Annotated in this window: 12 protein-coding genes and 2 pseudogenes; 4 read left to right on the top strand and 10 right to left on the bottom strand. The window is 62.4% G+C overall.

Translation table 11 applies throughout. From position 1 onward, the window contains the following. Positions 1-69: 69 nt before the first annotated feature. Positions 70-219 (bottom strand): hypothetical protein, encoded by a 150-nt coding sequence (locus tag ABID26_RS27805; protein ID WP_354417152.1) that lies wholly within the window; start codon positions 217-219, stop codon positions 70-72. Between the two features lie 494 nt (positions 220-713). On the opposite strand from ABID26_RS27805, the gene ABID26_RS27800 reads away from it, so the two are divergent. From ABID26_RS27800 to ABID26_RS27790, 3 genes are all read left to right on the top strand, one after another. Then, positions 714-947: a hypothetical protein gene (locus ABID26_RS27800; RefSeq protein WP_292304350.1), complete on the top strand. Its 234-nt coding sequence runs from the start codon at positions 714-716 to the stop codon at positions 945-947. Positions 948-972: 25 nt separating this feature from the next. Continuing rightward, positions 973-1,293, top strand: a complete 321-nt coding sequence (locus ABID26_RS27795; protein WP_292340609.1) for a DUF768 domain-containing protein — start codon at positions 973-975, stop codon at positions 1,291-1,293. Positions 1,294-1,557: 264 nt separating this feature from the next. Beyond that, positions 1,558-1,866 carry a hypothetical protein gene (locus ABID26_RS27790; protein ID WP_292367221.1) on the top strand — a complete coding sequence of 103 codons (309 nt, stop codon included), beginning with the start codon at positions 1,558-1,560 and terminating at the stop codon, positions 1,864-1,866. 1,934 nt (positions 1,867-3,800) lie between these two features. Here the strand turns inward: ABID26_RS27790 and ABID26_RS27785 are convergent. Together ABID26_RS27785 and ABID26_RS27780 are read right to left on the bottom strand one after the other, a co-directional pair. Then, complete coding sequence (locus tag ABID26_RS27785) at positions 3,801-4,592, bottom strand: alpha/beta fold hydrolase (protein ID WP_292304344.1); 792 nt, start codon at positions 4,590-4,592, stop codon at positions 3,801-3,803. Between the two features lie 132 nt (positions 4,593-4,724). Further along, positions 4,725-4,844: pseudogene (locus tag ABID26_RS27780) on the bottom strand (short-chain dehydrogenase/reductase); the annotation flags it as partial. A gap of 1,038 nt (positions 4,845-5,882) precedes the next feature. On the opposite strand from ABID26_RS27780, the gene ABID26_RS27775 reads away from it, so the two are divergent. Beyond that, on the top strand, positions 5,883-6,587 hold the full coding sequence (locus ABID26_RS27775) for a tetratricopeptide repeat protein (RefSeq protein ID WP_292367222.1): 705 nt from the start codon (positions 5,883-5,885) through the stop codon (positions 6,585-6,587). A 29-nt stretch (positions 6,588-6,616) separates the two neighbouring features. On the opposite strand, the pseudogene ABID26_RS27770 reads toward ABID26_RS27775, so the two are convergent. The 7 genes and pseudogenes from ABID26_RS27770 to ABID26_RS27740 all read right to left on the bottom strand — a co-directional run. Next, positions 6,617-6,856 (bottom strand): annotated as a pseudogene (locus ABID26_RS27770) (hypothetical protein); the annotation flags it as partial. 6 nt (positions 6,857-6,862) lie between these two features. Next, positions 6,863-7,495, bottom strand: a complete 633-nt coding sequence (locus ABID26_RS27765) for a DJ-1/PfpI family protein (protein WP_292367223.1) — start codon at positions 7,493-7,495, stop codon at positions 6,863-6,865. Positions 7,496-7,530: 35 nt separating this feature from the next. Beyond that, complete coding sequence (locus tag ABID26_RS27760) at positions 7,531-8,637, bottom strand: NAD(P)/FAD-dependent oxidoreductase (RefSeq protein WP_292367224.1); 1,107 nt, start codon at positions 8,635-8,637, stop codon at positions 7,531-7,533. After that, positions 8,618-9,034, bottom strand: a complete 417-nt coding sequence (locus tag ABID26_RS27755) for a hypothetical protein (protein WP_292340605.1) — start codon at positions 9,032-9,034, stop codon at positions 8,618-8,620. The genes ABID26_RS27760 and ABID26_RS27755 overlap by 20 nt, the downstream gene beginning before the upstream one ends. 2 nt (positions 9,035-9,036) lie before the next feature. After that, entirely contained in the window at positions 9,037-11,682 is a 2,646-nt protein-coding gene (locus tag ABID26_RS27750) for a LodA/GoxA family CTQ-dependent oxidase (RefSeq protein ID WP_354417148.1), read from the bottom strand. Positions 11,683-11,720: 38 nt separating this feature from the next. Beyond that, positions 11,721-13,721 carry a tyrosinase family protein gene (locus ABID26_RS27745; protein WP_292367226.1) on the bottom strand — a complete coding sequence of 667 codons (2,001 nt, stop codon included), beginning with the start codon at positions 13,719-13,721 and terminating at the stop codon, positions 11,721-11,723. Next, complete coding sequence (locus tag ABID26_RS27740; RefSeq protein WP_292367227.1) at positions 13,708-15,831, bottom strand: multicopper oxidase family protein; 2,124 nt, start codon at positions 15,829-15,831, stop codon at positions 13,708-13,710. Before ABID26_RS27740 ends, ABID26_RS27745 begins: the two co-directional genes overlap by 14 nt. Between the last annotated feature and the right edge of the window lie 319 nt (positions 15,832-16,150).

The raw sequence follows: 16,150 nt of genomic DNA, 5'->3' as shown, positions 1-16,150 counted from the left end.
GAATTGGTTGGTCAGCTCTTTCAAGCGAACATGAGCTCGGGTTGATCTTCCCGAGCAGGAACTTGAGCATTACTGCCGAAGCATAATAACGCGTCTGAGCGTGTAGGTCCGTGGCGATATGGGCCAGGTTTGGAACCGCAGAGGCCGACGGCCGATGGGGCTGCGTGCGGATGGCCTGTTCCATAGACGACTGTGATGAGCGTAGATGTTCCGAGTCACGTTCAGAGAGCGCAGCCAACTTCGAGGATCGCCGCGAAATCCCGCTGATCCCAGCCGGCGGTCAATTCAGTGAAGTTCTGCCAGGCACCGGCTCGGCGGTCTTCCACCTTATGGAGCAGGCCAGGCTTGAGGGCGTCGTCTCCAAACGGAAAGACAGCAAGTATCGCTCCGGCTCGTCAACGAATTGGCTCAAGACAAAGTGCTACGAGATCGACCAGTACGAACTGCTGGTGTCGAGCACGAACCCGCGAAACCAGCCTTTGCCCTCATGGCCGAACGCGACAGGGGGGTTATGTTGGCTCGGCTTTCATCACGCTCAATCGCGAGATGCGTGAACGGCTCTGGCAGCGTGCCCAAGAACGCTGGGCCGGCGCCAAAAGGAGTGAAGCGCCCGGCGACGCAATGGGTAATGCCGGGCTGATCGGTCGAGTGAAGCACTTGCGAGGCGAGGAAGACTTACGCCGTGCTTCGCTGCAGGATTTCAGGAGGAATGAATGGCGGTCGCGAAGAAGGACCAGGAGCGCATCGGCTACGCGTGGATGTACGGCGCCCAGGCGCGCAAGGATGGCAAGGAGCGCGCCGTGCCGGAATATTGGAACGAGCATGCGGAGGCTTGGCTTCAAGGCTTCGACGGCGTGCCCTTGGCCGGCGCGGGAACGAGCAAACCCGTAAGTGACCAGCTCGAGGCTGAATTCGACGAAGCAGCGCTCAGCAAGCCGGGAACTTAGTTTCCTCAGGCGCGCTTAAGGCTCGATGAGCACACGCGGCATCAACTTCCTCGATCGATGGATGGCAGAGCATCTGCCGAACGCGGTGACGGATGATCCGCCCGCCATTTGCGATCTGGTCGGGCAGGTGCTGAGGGCTGCGAAACGCGAAGGCATCGACCGGGACGAGATCAATGAGGAGGTCGACAGTGTCTTTGAGGTGATCTTCGACGCGATGCAGCACCGCGAAGGCAGCCGGGCAGAAGGCGATGAAAGCGACAAGACGGCAGAGGTCGCGCTTGATCTGCTGGCAGGTCGTTTGGTGAGAGAGAGACAGGCATTACCCACGAGCAAGCCGAAGACCTGATCAAGCAGATTGGAACCGATTGGGATGCTCTGCTTCAGGAGGCTTATTTCCTAGAATGACAGCCGTACCAAGTGGCCGGCGCTCTCGTTGGGGAGAATGCCTGAGGGCGAGCGCCGGCCTGACGGTCCATCAGGATCGCCGCATATGCAAATCGGCTAATCTACTTCAAACGGCTATGGTGCGATCACGTAAGCCCTTGGCGAGCGATCGGCGATTAGGAATATATAACCCCCCCGGTGCGGCGACCCGATTACGAGGATCGCCATGACGATGAAGTTTCCATTCACGGAAAATACGCTCGGCAAGAAGCTTGAGGCTGGCGCGGGACTTTCAGTGACATGTCTCACCTGCAGGCGGACGGCGGTGCTGGACGTCGCCGCACTGGTCGAGCGGCTCGGGCCAGACCATGGGTGTCTGCACTGGGATCTGGTGAAGGTTATCTTCTGCCATGAGTGCAGAGCCGCCGGCCGAGACGATCGCAATCTCCAGTTCACTAAACCATGCAGTGACGCCGGAAAGGCGGAAGGGGTGGACGCCTTGCCCATAGGCACTCAACGCGCCGCAAAGTTTTAGTCGATCTGGCTGCGCCGCCCGTCCAAGGTAAAGGAGGTGATATGGCGCCGATCTCGATCGAATTCGCAGGACCCGGTCGATCGGCTAGGAGCGTGGGCCTTGTTCCGCATCTCGAACTTTATCGTTACCTTCGGAGGATCGACCTGTTCGATCGCGCTGAGGGCTTTGTAAGTCGATGCGCGCTCGTGCGACTTCAACATCAAAAGAAAGAACTCGCAACGAGCAACCGGCGTCTGCGCCGGTGATGGCGCAGGTTGGGAAATCGTGAGCGCGTAGGCACATCGCCCTGCTATCACCAGACAGGCCGCCACGCCGAAGGTAGAGAGATTGTTCCTCGCCAGCACTAGTTGGGATCGCCAGACTTCGAGCCCCCGTGGGCTCCTTCCTGGAAATTACTTAATTGCTGCATGCAAAGAAAGTAGTTCCCCAAAAGGGGTAGCGATCGCGCCGCTGTCCGGAGCTCGGGAGCGGCCCGGCGGGCTGGCGGAGTCCAGCGGGGCTCTGGGGCGAGATACGGCGCCGACAAATATACGTTTGTCCGAGATGATCGGCATGCATCCATAAGGCGGAGCCGGGAGTTGGCGCGCTAGGACATTGCCGGCAGCAGAAATGCCTAGATCGCCAGACTAGCCAACATCTCTGCCGGGCGTTGATGCCCGCGGGCTTATTTTTTTGAGAGGCGTATCAAGCCCGAGCCTCGTACGTTCGCTGTTGGCGTTCATTCCCAGGCGTCAGATCATTGAACATCCTCGCGAGTCCAACCTAAAAGTGCACCACCAAGGCATACGCTCAGGCGAAGGGCGTCGAAGCTCGCACCAGCAGGACCTACTTCTCGAATCCCGAAACAAAAGCCGAAAAAACCCGCTGCATCGCTGGAGGCAGCGGGTGTTAAGTCTGGCAACTATGACTGACGATAAAGGGACTCACAAATCGCCAGTCCGGAAGCCAATGCGATAGCGGGCTACATGTTTCACGGTGTGGACCTATGCGCGCGGTGACAAGACTTCAGTCGCACCTGGCGGTCGACTGCGTGCCTGTACTCGGAACGAATGAATAGAGGCTCCGTTGACCGAATGCCGGCAGCTCCCGCTAACGGCGGTTGAGCGCAAGCAGAGGCTCCAGCGCTTGGCGGAGAGGTATGCGCTGGAGCCGCCTAAGTCGGGTAGGAGCGAAGGATATGCAAGACCATCGGAACAGTGTCCTGGAAGCTCGTTGGCTTCTCGCGGTGCCCGCTTCACTTGCCCTAACCGTGCTGCTGGCCGGACTCTTGCTTTCCTGATCGAAGCGGCGGGCTATCGTAGGACTTCAGTCGCGCCCAATTGACTCGTTTCTGACTTTTTCTGGGTTGTATCGCTTTTAGGTCGTCCGTACCGAGTAGAGGCACACTGACGCTTGGGAGCGGTCATCATGCTTTCGCCCCTACAAGGAGGCAAGCTGTTGCCATACGGAGTGGCGGATTCCGCCGAGTTGGAAACTCTTGGGAGAGTTTTCAACGATTACTGCGCCAAGCATGAAATTGTCGGCGAGGGGCGAGCGTGCCGTGCATCGACCCATCAGGGCACCGATGCCGGCGATATATGGCAGAACGAAGCTCATGAAAGGGGCAGGGAAGAACCGGCGACCGATGTTGGGGAACAACTGAAAGCTTCGGCCGCCGGCCCTCGGCGGGGGCGTTGCCATTTCAGGCAACGCTGATACGTGACGCTGGCGCGGAGGTTCGTTCAATCTGAGGCCGCTGCGATGGTCAATGACCGGTTACTATCCACAGGGCTCGCTACTGCGTTCTTGGAATTCTCGGACCAATGTGTGGAGGGGATCCCGGATCCCAACCTCGGGGCTGCTTTACGTCACAACGTTGTAGAGCGAGACCTGGCTCGGCCGCTCGGCAAATTCCATCACCTCCGGCCCGCCCTGCCGGGTCATCACGGCTGCCTTCATCGCGATGCCTCCTTGGCCGCCTTCTCGATCAGCCGCGCGACTGGCTCAGGGTTCGACACCATCACCACATGCGAAGCGCCCTTGACCACGACGATATCCCGCGAGTGAGCTCGTGCGGCCATGAAGGCCGAAGCTTCCGGTGGGATGTTCTTGTCGCCGCCACCATAGATGAACCAGTTCGGAATCTTCTTCCACGCCGCCGCGGCCTGGGCCTCGTTCAGCGCCGCTTCTGTGATGGGTCGCTGCCCTGCGGCCATCAGCTTGGCCTCGGCGACGGAAACGTCCGCCGCGAACTGGTCGTGGAACTTCTCCTGCAAGATGTAAAGATCCTTCCCGCCGCCTGAAAGCGGAACCGGCGGAGCAAGAGTGGGCGCAAGCGTGCTGCCCGGAAACTTGCTCGCAAGGCCGGCGGCCGTCTCGCCGACGTCCGGGGCAAACGCAGCAACATAGACCAGCGCCTTGACATTGGCGTGGCCTTCGGCGGCTTCGCTGATGACCGAGCCGCCATAGGAATGCCCAGCCAGGACGACAGGCGACGCGATGCCGGAGACGATATCGGCAACGTATTGCGCGTCATTGGCGACACCCCGCAAGGGATTGGCGGCGGCCACAACCGAATAGCCGTCTTTCTCGAGAATTTTGACGACGCCGTTCCAGCTCGATGCGTCGGCGAACGCGCCATGAACCAGTACGATAGTGGGCTTAACGGGGGCAGGCTTTCCGGACTGCGCGTAAGCGTTGCCGGACACAGCGATGGCGATTGTCAATCCTGCCAGTAGTTTTTTCATCTCATATCCTTTCGATGATTTGGTCGGTGCGGTCTCATTGCTGGGAGAAAGGCTAAAAACGGAGATATTTTAGTGTTACTTGGCTGAACCTGCGGCGGGCCGGCCTTGTTGCGGGAAGTCCGCTGAGATGGTCAGCCCGCGCAATTGCGTGGGCTCACGTGCGACCGGACGATGACCGGCGGCGAGGACGCTTCCGCCAAGGGCACGGCCGATGCCGCGCGAACTTCCAGTGATAAGCCATCTTTGCGACATGGCTTCTCCTTCGACAGGAGGGTGCCTGCCTCGAGGCCGACCAGCCGGCAGCGAATAGCTGTTCCGGATTGGTGCCGCCGCCTGGGCCGCCGGGCGTTGGTCACTTTTCGATCGACGCCGCGCTCGAAGTCGTAACGAGCGCAACGGTCGACGACACACTCGTGTTTGGGGCAATCGACAGTCTCGTTGCCAAGTCGATGGTGGCGGCAAGACCCGCCGGAGCAACGATGCGTTATCGACTGCTCGACACGACACGGGCTTACGCCCTTCAGCTCGACGTCGACGATGCCGAGCTCGCGAGCCTGGCCGCACGTCACGCGACCCATTACCTGCGTTGGCTGGAGCAGACAGGAGCCGAGTGGCCTACCTTGTCGAGCGCCTCGCAACGGTCGCTTCAACTCGCGGGCCTGGCCAATGTGCGAGCGGCTCTGGATTGGTGCTTCGGACCCGGCGGGAACATTGAAGTCGGCGTCCGTCTGGCCGCTGCGGCGGCCCCTGTTTTGCTGTCGATGTCATTGCTCACCGAATGTCATCGTTGGGCGGCGCGGGCAGTCCTTGCCCTCGACGACGCTACTGGCGGCGGATCGGAGGAGATGCTCCTTCAGGGCGCCCTCGGGGTTTCCCTGATGTTCACCCATGGTGGAAAAGATGCGGCGCGCGTGGCTTTGAACAGAAGCCTTGCCATTGCCGACCGGCGTGGCAACGCGCTCGATCAGCTTCAGATTCTAGGCCCGCTGCAGATGTTCCACCTGCGCAGGGGAGAGTTCAGGGTCGCGCTGCGCTATGCGGAGCGCTGTACCGTCATCGCTGCAACGCTCGAGGATTCTGTCTCCACCACATTGGCGCATTCCTTGATGGGGATTTCTCTTCACCTCAGCGGAGAGCTGGGCCGCGCCCAGACCGCGCTGGAAGCGGCGCTGCGATGCGGGGCCGCGTTCCGACCGGACCACGACGAACTATCTCGGCTTCGACGGCAGAATTCTGGCCGGCGCAATTCTGGCAAGGACGCTCTGGCTGCAAGGTTATCCGGATCGGGCCGTGGAGCGCGCGCTGCTGACGGTCGAGGATGCGGAAGTCCTGAACCATCCCCTGACGCTCTCCATCGCACTCGTCTGGGCGATTTCGGTGTTCCTCTGGGTCGGAGACCTGGCGCGCGCAGAGGAACACATCGATCGTCTTTTCTCGCGTGCCGAATTTCATTCCCTTGGACCCTATCTCGCGCTAGGGCGCGGCTTCAAAGGGGAACTCGCCATTCGTCGAGGCAACGCAAGCAGCGGTGTCGAAAGCCTTCGATCCTGTCTGGCCGAGCTTCATGCCGCCCCTTACGAACTACTGACCACGCCGCTCAACATTTCCTTCGTTCAGGGCCTCGCCGCGACCGGTAGGTCCGCCGAAGCGCTTTCGCTAATCGAGGAGACGATCCAGCAGGTCGAGACAAGTGGCGATCTTTGCTACATGGCAGAGCTTCTGCGCGTGAAGGGCAACCTTGTTCTCGCAGCCCCGCAAGCCGGCACCGACGAAGAAGCGGAGCTTTGTTTTCGGCGGTCGTTAGAGCTCAGCGATCGTCAGGGGGCTCGCGCATGGGAGTTGCGGTCCGCTATCGACCTCGCTTTCCTGTTGGCTGCACGCGGACGACACGACGCCGCCCAAGCACTCCTCCAGCCAATTTTCGCGCGATTCGGGGAGGGTTTGGAGACAGCAGACCTGCAGTCAGCCGCACGGCTGTTGGCCACGCCGAACTAGCATGGCTCTGGCAGCGCTGCGGGCGGGCAAGGCAGTGCCTGCGCCTCGCGATAGACATCACCGAGAATGCGGCCATTGAGTTCGACCGACAGCGTGACGTTGCGCGACCGGTCGACGCGGCTGATCTTGGATGGGCTGCCGCCGATACGGATGGTGACCGAAACGAGGTCGACGCTGCCGCGGCTGCTGGCGACGCGCAGGCTGGCTATGTCATTGAGCGTCGTTCGGCTGGCGGGATCGAACCGCACGCGGATGGAGATTTGGCGTTGCGATACTCACCATTGAACCATGCATGTTGGCAACTCAGATGGAATCTTTCCTGCAATCGGCGGCACAGGGAAATACTGGGTCGTTATCTGAACCTCGACGGCGGTCTGGTCGCCAAAAAGCCGGGAAATAAGGTGCAGCGCTTCATCGAGTCCCGAAGATATGCCGCCGCCCGTCAGCCGGTTGCCCGACTCGACAAAACGCGGGTAACCCCTGGCTACTTCGATTGCCGGAAAACGGCGCAGGCAGTCGACGAACGCCCAGTGCGTCGTCGCTTTGTGGCCGTCGAGCAGCCCAGCTCGAGCCAGCAGGAGCGCCCCCTCGCAGACCGAACAAACCCATTTCGCATCGTTTGCGATCTGTCGCAGGTAAGCGAGATAGGGTGATGCCGGGTCACTCATGATCCTTCCGAGCGCTGGCGGATCACCGCCGGGGACCCACATGACGTCCAATGTCGGCGTTGCGTCGAAGCTGGCTTGCGCTTCGAAGCGCACTCCGTTCAAACTGGTGACCGGAGCGCCATCGATCGACAGGATAAACGTCTCCAATCCCTTTTCCTTGTCGACCCAGGTGAACATCTCGAGCGGACCGACAACATCGAGCAGGTTGACGCCTTCATAGACTGGAATGCCAAGTTTCAAGTCATCGCTCCTCTTGGCTCGCAATTCGCACGGGCTTAACCTTGGGTAGCGGCCGCCGCAGGGTTTTGGAAATGACGGCCGCGCCGCTGCCAGAAAGCGGTGTCCCATCGCGCGGCGGCGGCGTAGTGGGCAGCAAGCGCCGGGACGTAGTCGGCAAAACCCTGCCTGGCGATCATCGCATAGCGTTTGCGTGCCAGTTCGCCGCGCCCATCCAGCATGTCCGACGCGGCATAGGCCGCGAGGATCCCTGAGCGTAGCGCATGAATGATCCCGCGCGACGACAACGGATCGGCTGCGAACAAGCTGTCGCCCGCCGCGACCCAACGCTCACCCGCGGCCGGATCGATCGTTACGGTTCCCGCCGACTTGACCAACGCCGCGGTTTCACGCGCGCCGGAAGACAAAAGCGGGGCGATAAGCTGTGTCGCCGCCAACGCGCGGTACCAGGATTTCGGATCGCGCATTTCGCTTCCCAGATCCGGGTCGGTCAGGCATGCCACCACCCGGCATTGATCAGGCAAATCGGCGCTGTACCACCAGCCCTCGGGACGCGCCTCGATGACTATTTGGCAATCACCCGGCGCGCGGTCGAAGAAGCGGGTATAGGCCGCAAGGTGGCTGTGTGCCCGAAGCTTGGCGCCAAAGGATCGCGCCAGTTTCCAACTACGACCAGTCGCCCAGATCACGGCGTCGGCGACAATATCCCCATCGGGCAGCTTGAGGCGCCACCCATAGCCTTCGCGAACCGCCGAGCACACCGGGCTTGCAAAACGCACCTCTGCTCCCGCGGCATCCGCCGACTGCACCAGCAACCGGTCGAACCGCGCCCGGTCGAGCTGGCCGCCGGCACCCTGGGCGGAGAACATGCTATGCCGCTCGTCGGGTGTTTCGCCACTCCATGCCGAAACGACCGCACGGCTCTCCACGAAAGCCTCTGCGACGAACGATGTCCAGACTCCGAGCTGGCGCAGCAGCCCTTGCGCCACCGCCGGCAAGACCTCGCCCGGTTTCGGTCGGTCATGTCGTCCCGCCTCCAGGAGCACGACATGCCTTTGTGGCGCGTGGCGGCGCAATGTCAGCGTCGCGGCCGCGCCCGCCGGTCCCCCGCCGATGACAGCAAAATCAGTCTGCTCGGACGGCATAGAAGGATGCCACCACCCCGGCCGGATTGGTGCTGCCGCCGTCGCCCGAATGCGGGATGGTGCGCACCACCGAGCCGACGATCGCGGGCACTTCCAGCCGGTCGGTGCTGTTTGGCCATACAGGCACGAGCCAGCCGATATAGTCGTAGATCCATTCCTCGCCGCCGACCACGCCCTTGCCCTGGAAGCGGACCTGCATCGGCGAGCCGTAGCCGAAGCTGCCACGCAGATCGAGCGACCATCCCGGACCGCCGATGGTGCCCGAAAGCTCGGTCACGGATTGCTCCGCAATGGCCAGCGTACCTTCGCCGAACAAAAGGTCATTGGCCGCCTTGCTAACATCGGGATCGTTGAGAAAGCTGCGATAGGTCCAGTTGCCGACAAAGGGATTGGTCACGGTCACTCTCCCGAATCTTCGACGCAGATGTATTTTATGCTGGGCGAGGGCTGGTCGAGGTCGCCCGCTGGATTGCGCACGATAAAGCCGAGTTTCGACCATTCGGTCACCATCTTGAGGTCGCCGGCGAGCGTCTGCGGGATGCCGCGCGCCCAGTTGCGGAACTGGAAGTCCTTGTCTACCGGGTAATAGACCTGCATCGGCCGGTGTGCCGGCCACCACAACGTCTCCCAAACGCGCCGCTCGCGCTCCAGCAACGTATTGCCGACGCTGTCCGGATAAAGGACATTCCATTCCTCATAGGTGACGTCGATCGTCTGGGTGGAACATTCGTTGAAATCGGCCTGCCAAGGTAGTCCGCTGAGCTTCGTCAGGTCTCCGGGCTGCAGCCCGACGTCGAAGTCGCTTCCCAGCGACAGCGGATCCGAGGCATAGGCGATGTAGCCTTCCTCGCTGACGCCTGCGCCCCATCGATTGGCGTTCTCCTGCGCCGCGGTCAGCGCGAAGCTGTACCATTCGGGGTCTGCCTTGATCCGGTAAGGCTCGCGCCAGATTGCCGGATTGCGGATGATCCATGTCACCTCGCCGCCCGGGCAGAAAGCGCCGCCAAGCCCGTTCGACAGCACGCCCTGGTCGAGGCCGCGGCCGCCCGGCACGTTCCAGTCCTTGTAGGGTTGCCATGGATCGATCGCGGGAGCGAAGCCGGCATCGACCTCGTCGATGAAGAGGCCGGCCGCCCATTGCCGCAGCAGGAAAAGCTGCGTGTCGGTCAACCGCAGGAACTTGCTCACCGTCTTGTTGGTGATCGGATTGTCGCCGGCCAACAGCGGCATCAGCGGCAGGTGATAGGTGCGCGTCGCCGGGTTGGCGTCGAGCTGGAACAGGTTCTCCTCGCCAGGCTTGCGCAGCAGGTCGAACAGATACTGCCGCGCCGGGCGGCCGGGATCGGTGGTGGCCTCCTTGGCTGCGGCGGAAAGTGCGCGGTCCAGCAACTGGCCGGAGCGGTACTCGAACGCCAGCCGGCGCAGCGCTGCCGCGATCGGCTCGTCCGGATCGTTGGTGCGGTCCGGTTCAGTCGGTTCCTGCCGTGAGGACGACCGGGCGAGCGTCAGCATTCGCTTCTTGGGCGGCGCCGCGGCAGCGGCGATGCGCTCGATCACGCCGGTGACCGCCGCATCGAAAGCGTCGCGTGCTTCGGCATAGGCAGTTTCGGCCACTGTGTCGTTATCACCGCAAACCTTTTGCCAGCGCGCGGCATAGGCGCGAGGCGTCTCACCATCGTCAGGCGGGCAGACCGCGGCGGTGAACGCCGCTGCCGCCGCCTTGAGCGTCGCGGCTACATCGGCGACCAAGGCGTCGCTCGCCGCGCCGGGCGCCTGCGTGGCATCGAGCAGCATCAGGCTCGGCTCCACCGCTGCCTCCAACAGGCGTCCGCCGACATGATCCTCCTTGACGCGACCTTCCTTCTGCGCCAGCGCGCGCGGCGCGATGCGTGGCGGGATGCACAGGCGGTAGGGGTCAAACGTGCCCCGGCTCGTCTGGTTGTGCGGAAAGTTCGATTGCTGAAGGATGTTGGCGAAATAGGAGAATTCGTCGGCGCGGAAAATGATCGGCCAGATGTCGCGCCAGAACCAGGGACGATAGGCAGCGTTCCATTCCACAGGCCCGGCCTTCCAGTGAAGCAGGGCCGCCGTGTCGGTGGGATCGATCTTCTGCGGCGCATTGAACGTCCCGGCTGTGCCGTACATGTCGGTGCGATAGGCGAATTCGCGGATCGACATGTCTTCGACCACGTCTTCCAGCGTGATCATGTCGAGCACTTCCGGGGGATAACGCGGATAGCCGACCAGCACCCAGGCCGGATATTCGACGTCGATGTAGCGCAGCGCCTGGACGCGCTCCTCCATCATCACCAGCCGCGCCATCACCGGCCCGTCCGAGATGTCGTCGAACCAGCCGTCGCTGTTGGCGTAGGTCTCGATGCGCGGATGGCCGAAGCCGCTGAGGAACGAGCCGCTGTTGCCGTGCCCGCCAAGCACCAGCAGCCTTCCGCTGTCGTCCGTCATCATGTCGCCGAGCGTGTCGATGTCGTGCGGCGCCATTCCGGTCGGCGGGAAGGTGACGGCATAGGCTGGGTTGCTGTCCCGGCCGAAGCTCGCCTTGCGCCGCGCCGTGCAATCCACCGCCTGCGGTCCGGCGTCGATGATCAGCTTCTGCCGTTCGACCGGATCGGTGATGCCGGCGTTGCGCAGCGGCGTGCCGGCGGGATAGCCGGCCTCGCCGCGCAACCCATCGAAAGTGAACCATGCCGCCTTCTTGTTGGCGAGCTGGACGCGCCACTGGATGTCGACCAGCTTGCCACGATTGCCGCCACCCTCGACATGGTCGCCGATCTTGAGCGGAACGCCCTGCGGATTGGCCTCGTCATAGGCGAAGATCTGGAAGCGCGCAGCCTGGCGCTTGATACGGCCCTTGTCGTCCTTGAAGTGTTTTATCGGCGCATCGCCCTTGGCGGCGTTGCCGTTGGCGTCGCATTCGATCGGCAACTGCGCCGGCTTTTCCGGCGAGATGCAGAAGCCTTCGGGGCTGTCGCCAAGCCTGGCGATGCCGACGGCCGGATGGATGCGATAGACAGTTGGGTCGGCCATTTGTTTCCCCCCGCGTCGACGCCGGCCGCGTCTTTCGTTTAGTCGAGAAAATTGAGCGAGACGCCATCGAGGCGCAGCAGCTCGCGGTCTTCCTCATAGGAGGCGCCGATCACGACGAGACTCACCGTGAGGCTGGTGGCGCCGGCGGCGATCAGTCGGCGGGCTGCGCGCGTGACATCGATGCGGTGGTTGCGCGGTGTGTTCATGCTGCGCTCGCGCAGGTCGAACTTGCGATTCTCCGCTGGCGGGATATCGCAATGGCCAGGCCCGCCATAACATTCGCCGTGCCCGAAGACCGCGGCGTAGCCGGCATAGCCCGGCAAGTTGAGCGGCGTGCCGGCATCGGCATGGGGCGTGTTGAGGAACACGCGGATGAAGCATGAGCGCGGCAGCTGCGGCACGCGGTGCAGCCGCACCTCGGCCGAGCGGAAGCTCTTTGTTTTGTCAGGCACGGCAATCGGCGCCGAGACGAAACGTCCGACCGGATTGGTCAATCCGACCGGCATCAGGCATCCGCCGCGAACATATTCGTAGCCGAAGCGGTTCATGTCGAGCGTATCGCGCACGGCGTAGCTCCACGGCGTCAGCGCGGAATCGAGATCGGCCGGCAGGCCGTCCGGATGATCCTGCTGCCAGCGCCACCAGAGCCGGTCGATATTTGCGTGCACCGGCCAGAAGATCGGATCGTAAGAGGCGGTCAGATTCGAGAACATGTCGCCGAACTGCGGCTCGGAGTAGAGATCGTCGCGCTGGTGGAACTTGCGCCCGGCAACGCGCACCGCGCTGTTGCGGTCGGCGGGAGCGTCGGTGTTGAACGCCGGGTTCATGCCCCCGGTCCAGATATGCATGGTGTTGTGCGGGTTCTGGTCGAGGAAGCCGAAGCTGTCGACATAGAGGCTGCCGCCGCCGAAATCGCGGAAGGTTCGCAACGACAGTATCTCGTCGATGTCCTCCTGCGCTGGGTAATGGTAGTGGATGACGGTGTTGATCGTGCCTTTACCGAACTGGCCGGAATAGCGCAGCGGATACCACAGCGAATTGGCCTCGAGCAGCGCGTCGATCAGTCGTTTGCGGTTCTCGCCTTCCACATATTCCTTGCCGCAGGCATTACTGACCGCGTCGTAGATCTGCGTCGGATTGGCCCACAGCTGGCCGACCAGCGTGTCGATCTTGGCCGGGAAGCCCTGGTCACGCAGGAAACGCGCCGACGCCTCGGTGAGGAAGCCCTTGAACGCATCTGGAAGTATTGCGCCGTTGGCCGGATCTTCCGGCTTGTAGCGGGGCGCGGGAAAGTCCCACCACGGCATGGTCACATCCGGGCAGAAATCCTGCAAGGCCTGTTCGAACTCATAAAGATAGACGCGATGCCACGGCAGGAACCGTTCCCAGCCATGCTGGCAGTGGTTCTGGTGGATCAAGGCCAGATTGTTATAGGAGCGCTTGTCGCCAACCCATTTGTTGAGCCTGTAGAGCTCGCGAAATGCGAAGCGCAGCCGCTCCTTTTGCGGCTCGCTCAGCACATCGACATCCATTCGCTGCCGCAATTCACCCTTGGCGTAGCGCCACGCCGCCGGATCGGACGCCGGGCCGAAAACAGGGCCGGCAAGCCCCTTCACCTCGACGCGAGCCTCGCTTGCCACGCTCACCTCACCGGCGAGTGCAACCGAGTCGAGCAGTTCCCCGGGACAGCCTTCTTCGATCCAGGTTTCGATCCGGTCGATATCCTCGTCGGCGACCGGCGAACCGCCCCAGGGCAGGCGGGGGAACTGCCTGCCGTCGAACGGCGGCAGGCCGCGCAAGCCGCGGATCAGCGCCGAACGCGCGCCGCGCCCCTTGGCATCGCTCTTGCCGCAGCAGGTGGTGGTGAGTGGTGCGACCAGCGGCATGCCGTGCAACTGGAGCGAAAGAAACTCCGGCAGAGTTAGCCCGGTCAGTCTGCCGGGTCCCTCGGCGCCGCCGGCGGCGGCGAGGATCGCTTCCACGTCACTCCAGGTGAATGGCCTGGCGGACTCTGGCTGCCTCGCTTCATTTGTGGCCATCGTGACCACCCATCTCCATCTGCGCATCCATCTGCATCAGCATTGCGCTGCCTTGCGAGGGAGCACTCACCTGGTCAGGCAGCACCACGGCAACGTTCTGCATCATGCCCTGATCCTCGTGGTCGAGGATGTGGCAGTGGAGCACATATTCGCCGATGTAGCGCTCGTAGCGGGTGCGCAGCGTGATCGTGTAGATGCCGGAGAAGCCTGCCGGCAGCGATTGCGGAATCAGGCTCTTGATCCACAGCGTATCCTTCCAGACGCCCTTCAGCCCGGGATATTGCGGATCGTATGGCGCGCCGCCGGCATCGTCGATCGCGCCCGGGGCGCTGACGTCCTTGCCGTTGGGATCGACGATCGAGACGATCTGGAACGGATTGACGTGGATGTGGAACGGATGGCTCACGAAATGCGACTGCAGCGTCCATTCCTGCGCCTTGCCAAGCGGCAACGCGCGATCGATGCGGGTAGGGTCGTAAGGCTTTACGCTGGCGGTATCGAGCGTGTTGCCGACTTCGAACTTTACGTCCGGCCCCGTCGTGTCGATGAAGAAGGTCAGCTCCTGCGTGCCGTTGCCCTTTACCTCGTCGTCGGTAACGTCGGGATGCGGCGTGAAGCTCGTCAATTTCGTCCCCGCCTTGAGGTCGGCCACCACCGTCGCTTTGACATCCGCCGGCATGTTGGTCTCTGCCAGCGCGACCAGCTTGTGGTTAATGTAGCTTTCGACGTTGTCGACCGGTGTTCCGGGCGTGACGTCGACCAGGCCAAGCAACTGTGGGCCAACGTCCAGTCCATTGACCACGCCCGACTTCGGCGCCGAGGAATCAATCACGCAGTAGCGTCCGGCTTGCGGGAACGCGACCAGCGCATCGAAGCGATAGCCGGGCTGGAAGGTTGCAAGCTTGGTCATCTGCCCCGAGGCCATCGTCAGGCCGTCGGCCGCGACCAGCATGTAGGGCACGGGCGTGGTATCGCATGTATCCTTGATGAAGGCCGCGGTGGCGTCGGCCCTGAGCAGCGTCTTCGCGCCTGGCTTCAGCTTGCCGTCGAGCACCTTGAAGAACTGCATGCTGATCGTGTCGCGCACGCCGGCATGGATCATGCGCCAGCGCTCGATCTGGCCCTGCGTCGCCTTCATCGGATCGTTTGGATTGAACACCTTGCCATTGAGCGATGTATATCGTCCCGATGCCGGCCATGTGCCGGGGCCGAACTGGTCGTAACCCTCAATGCCGCCGACATCGCCCGGATCGCAGATATAGCGTCCGTTGATGTCCTGCTTGATCGGGCCGAGCTCACCCGGCTTGGCTGCCGGCGCGCGGCAGGCATACTGGATCTGCTGCATCACCAGCACGCGCTCGGGGATCGCCGAGGTCGGGATCAACGTATCGATGTCGCCATGCGCGGAGGGCGTTGGGGGACGGTTGCCGCGAATGATCAGCGCGCCCGCCATGCCGCTCGACACCTGCAGCGCGGTCGAGCCATGGCGATGCGTGTGGTACCAGAAGGTGCCAGAGGGATGATCCGACGGGATGTTGTATTCGTAAGTGAACTTCGTCTGCGGATTGATCGACAACAGCACGTTGTCGCTGTTGCCCGACGGACTTACCCATAGCCCATGCGTATGGAGGTTGGTGCCGTTGAAGCAATGCGGGATGTCGGGCATTTGAGCGCCAGGCATGCATCCTGGGTCGCCGGGCTGCGGTCCCGCCGGCAACTGGTTGTCGAGGGTGATGCGCACGGTATCGCCGGGAATTGCCTCGATCGTGGGCGAGACATAAGGCGCATTGGGGTCGACGCCCTTGCCGGTGTAGCCGCGCAGATGGACCTTGTCGTATCCGCCGGTGGACGGATTGTAGATCTGGTTATCGATATAGTCGATCTTGAGATTGAGCAGGCGGTCGCCGCGCACCGGCGCTGTGTTGCCGGGCAACGGCGCGGCCGGCGCCAGCTCTTTCAGCATCGGCTTGGCGATTGGCGCGCGCTCGTCCTGCAGCATTGGTGGATTGATGATCTCGGCCGCCGCGGGCAGCACCGCGATTGGCCCCAGGCTGCCGACGAAGACACCCGCGAAAAACCGAGCGCACGCCACCGATCCTCCACGCAACATGGGGGCCTCCTCAATTGTCTCTAGTTGCCGCTTAAAACATATTGCCCGCGATCTGGAGGTCTGTCTAGCACTGGAGACTGTAGATTCGAAAATTTTACTTCACCGAAACCTTCATCTGAATCTTGCTTGCCAGTTTATATGAGCTGATCATCATATAATTTTCAACTTCGTTCTATTTGTAACAAGTTTAAAGGCGGCGGCCGGCTCGCGGGACCATCGCGACCACTGCCTGCGATCGGCAGCAAATATTGGCTTCGGCTCCCATCGCCACGCTGTGCCAAGCGGACGAAAACAGGGCGCGACCTGTTGCGGGGCAAGC

The organism is Mesorhizobium shonense (assembly GCF_040545255.1).
Classification (GTDB): Bacteria; Pseudomonadota; Alphaproteobacteria; order Rhizobiales; family Rhizobiaceae; genus Mesorhizobium; species Mesorhizobium shonense.
Note: the sequence above shows the minus strand (reverse complement) of the source record. Positions and strands in the feature narration are given on the sequence as shown.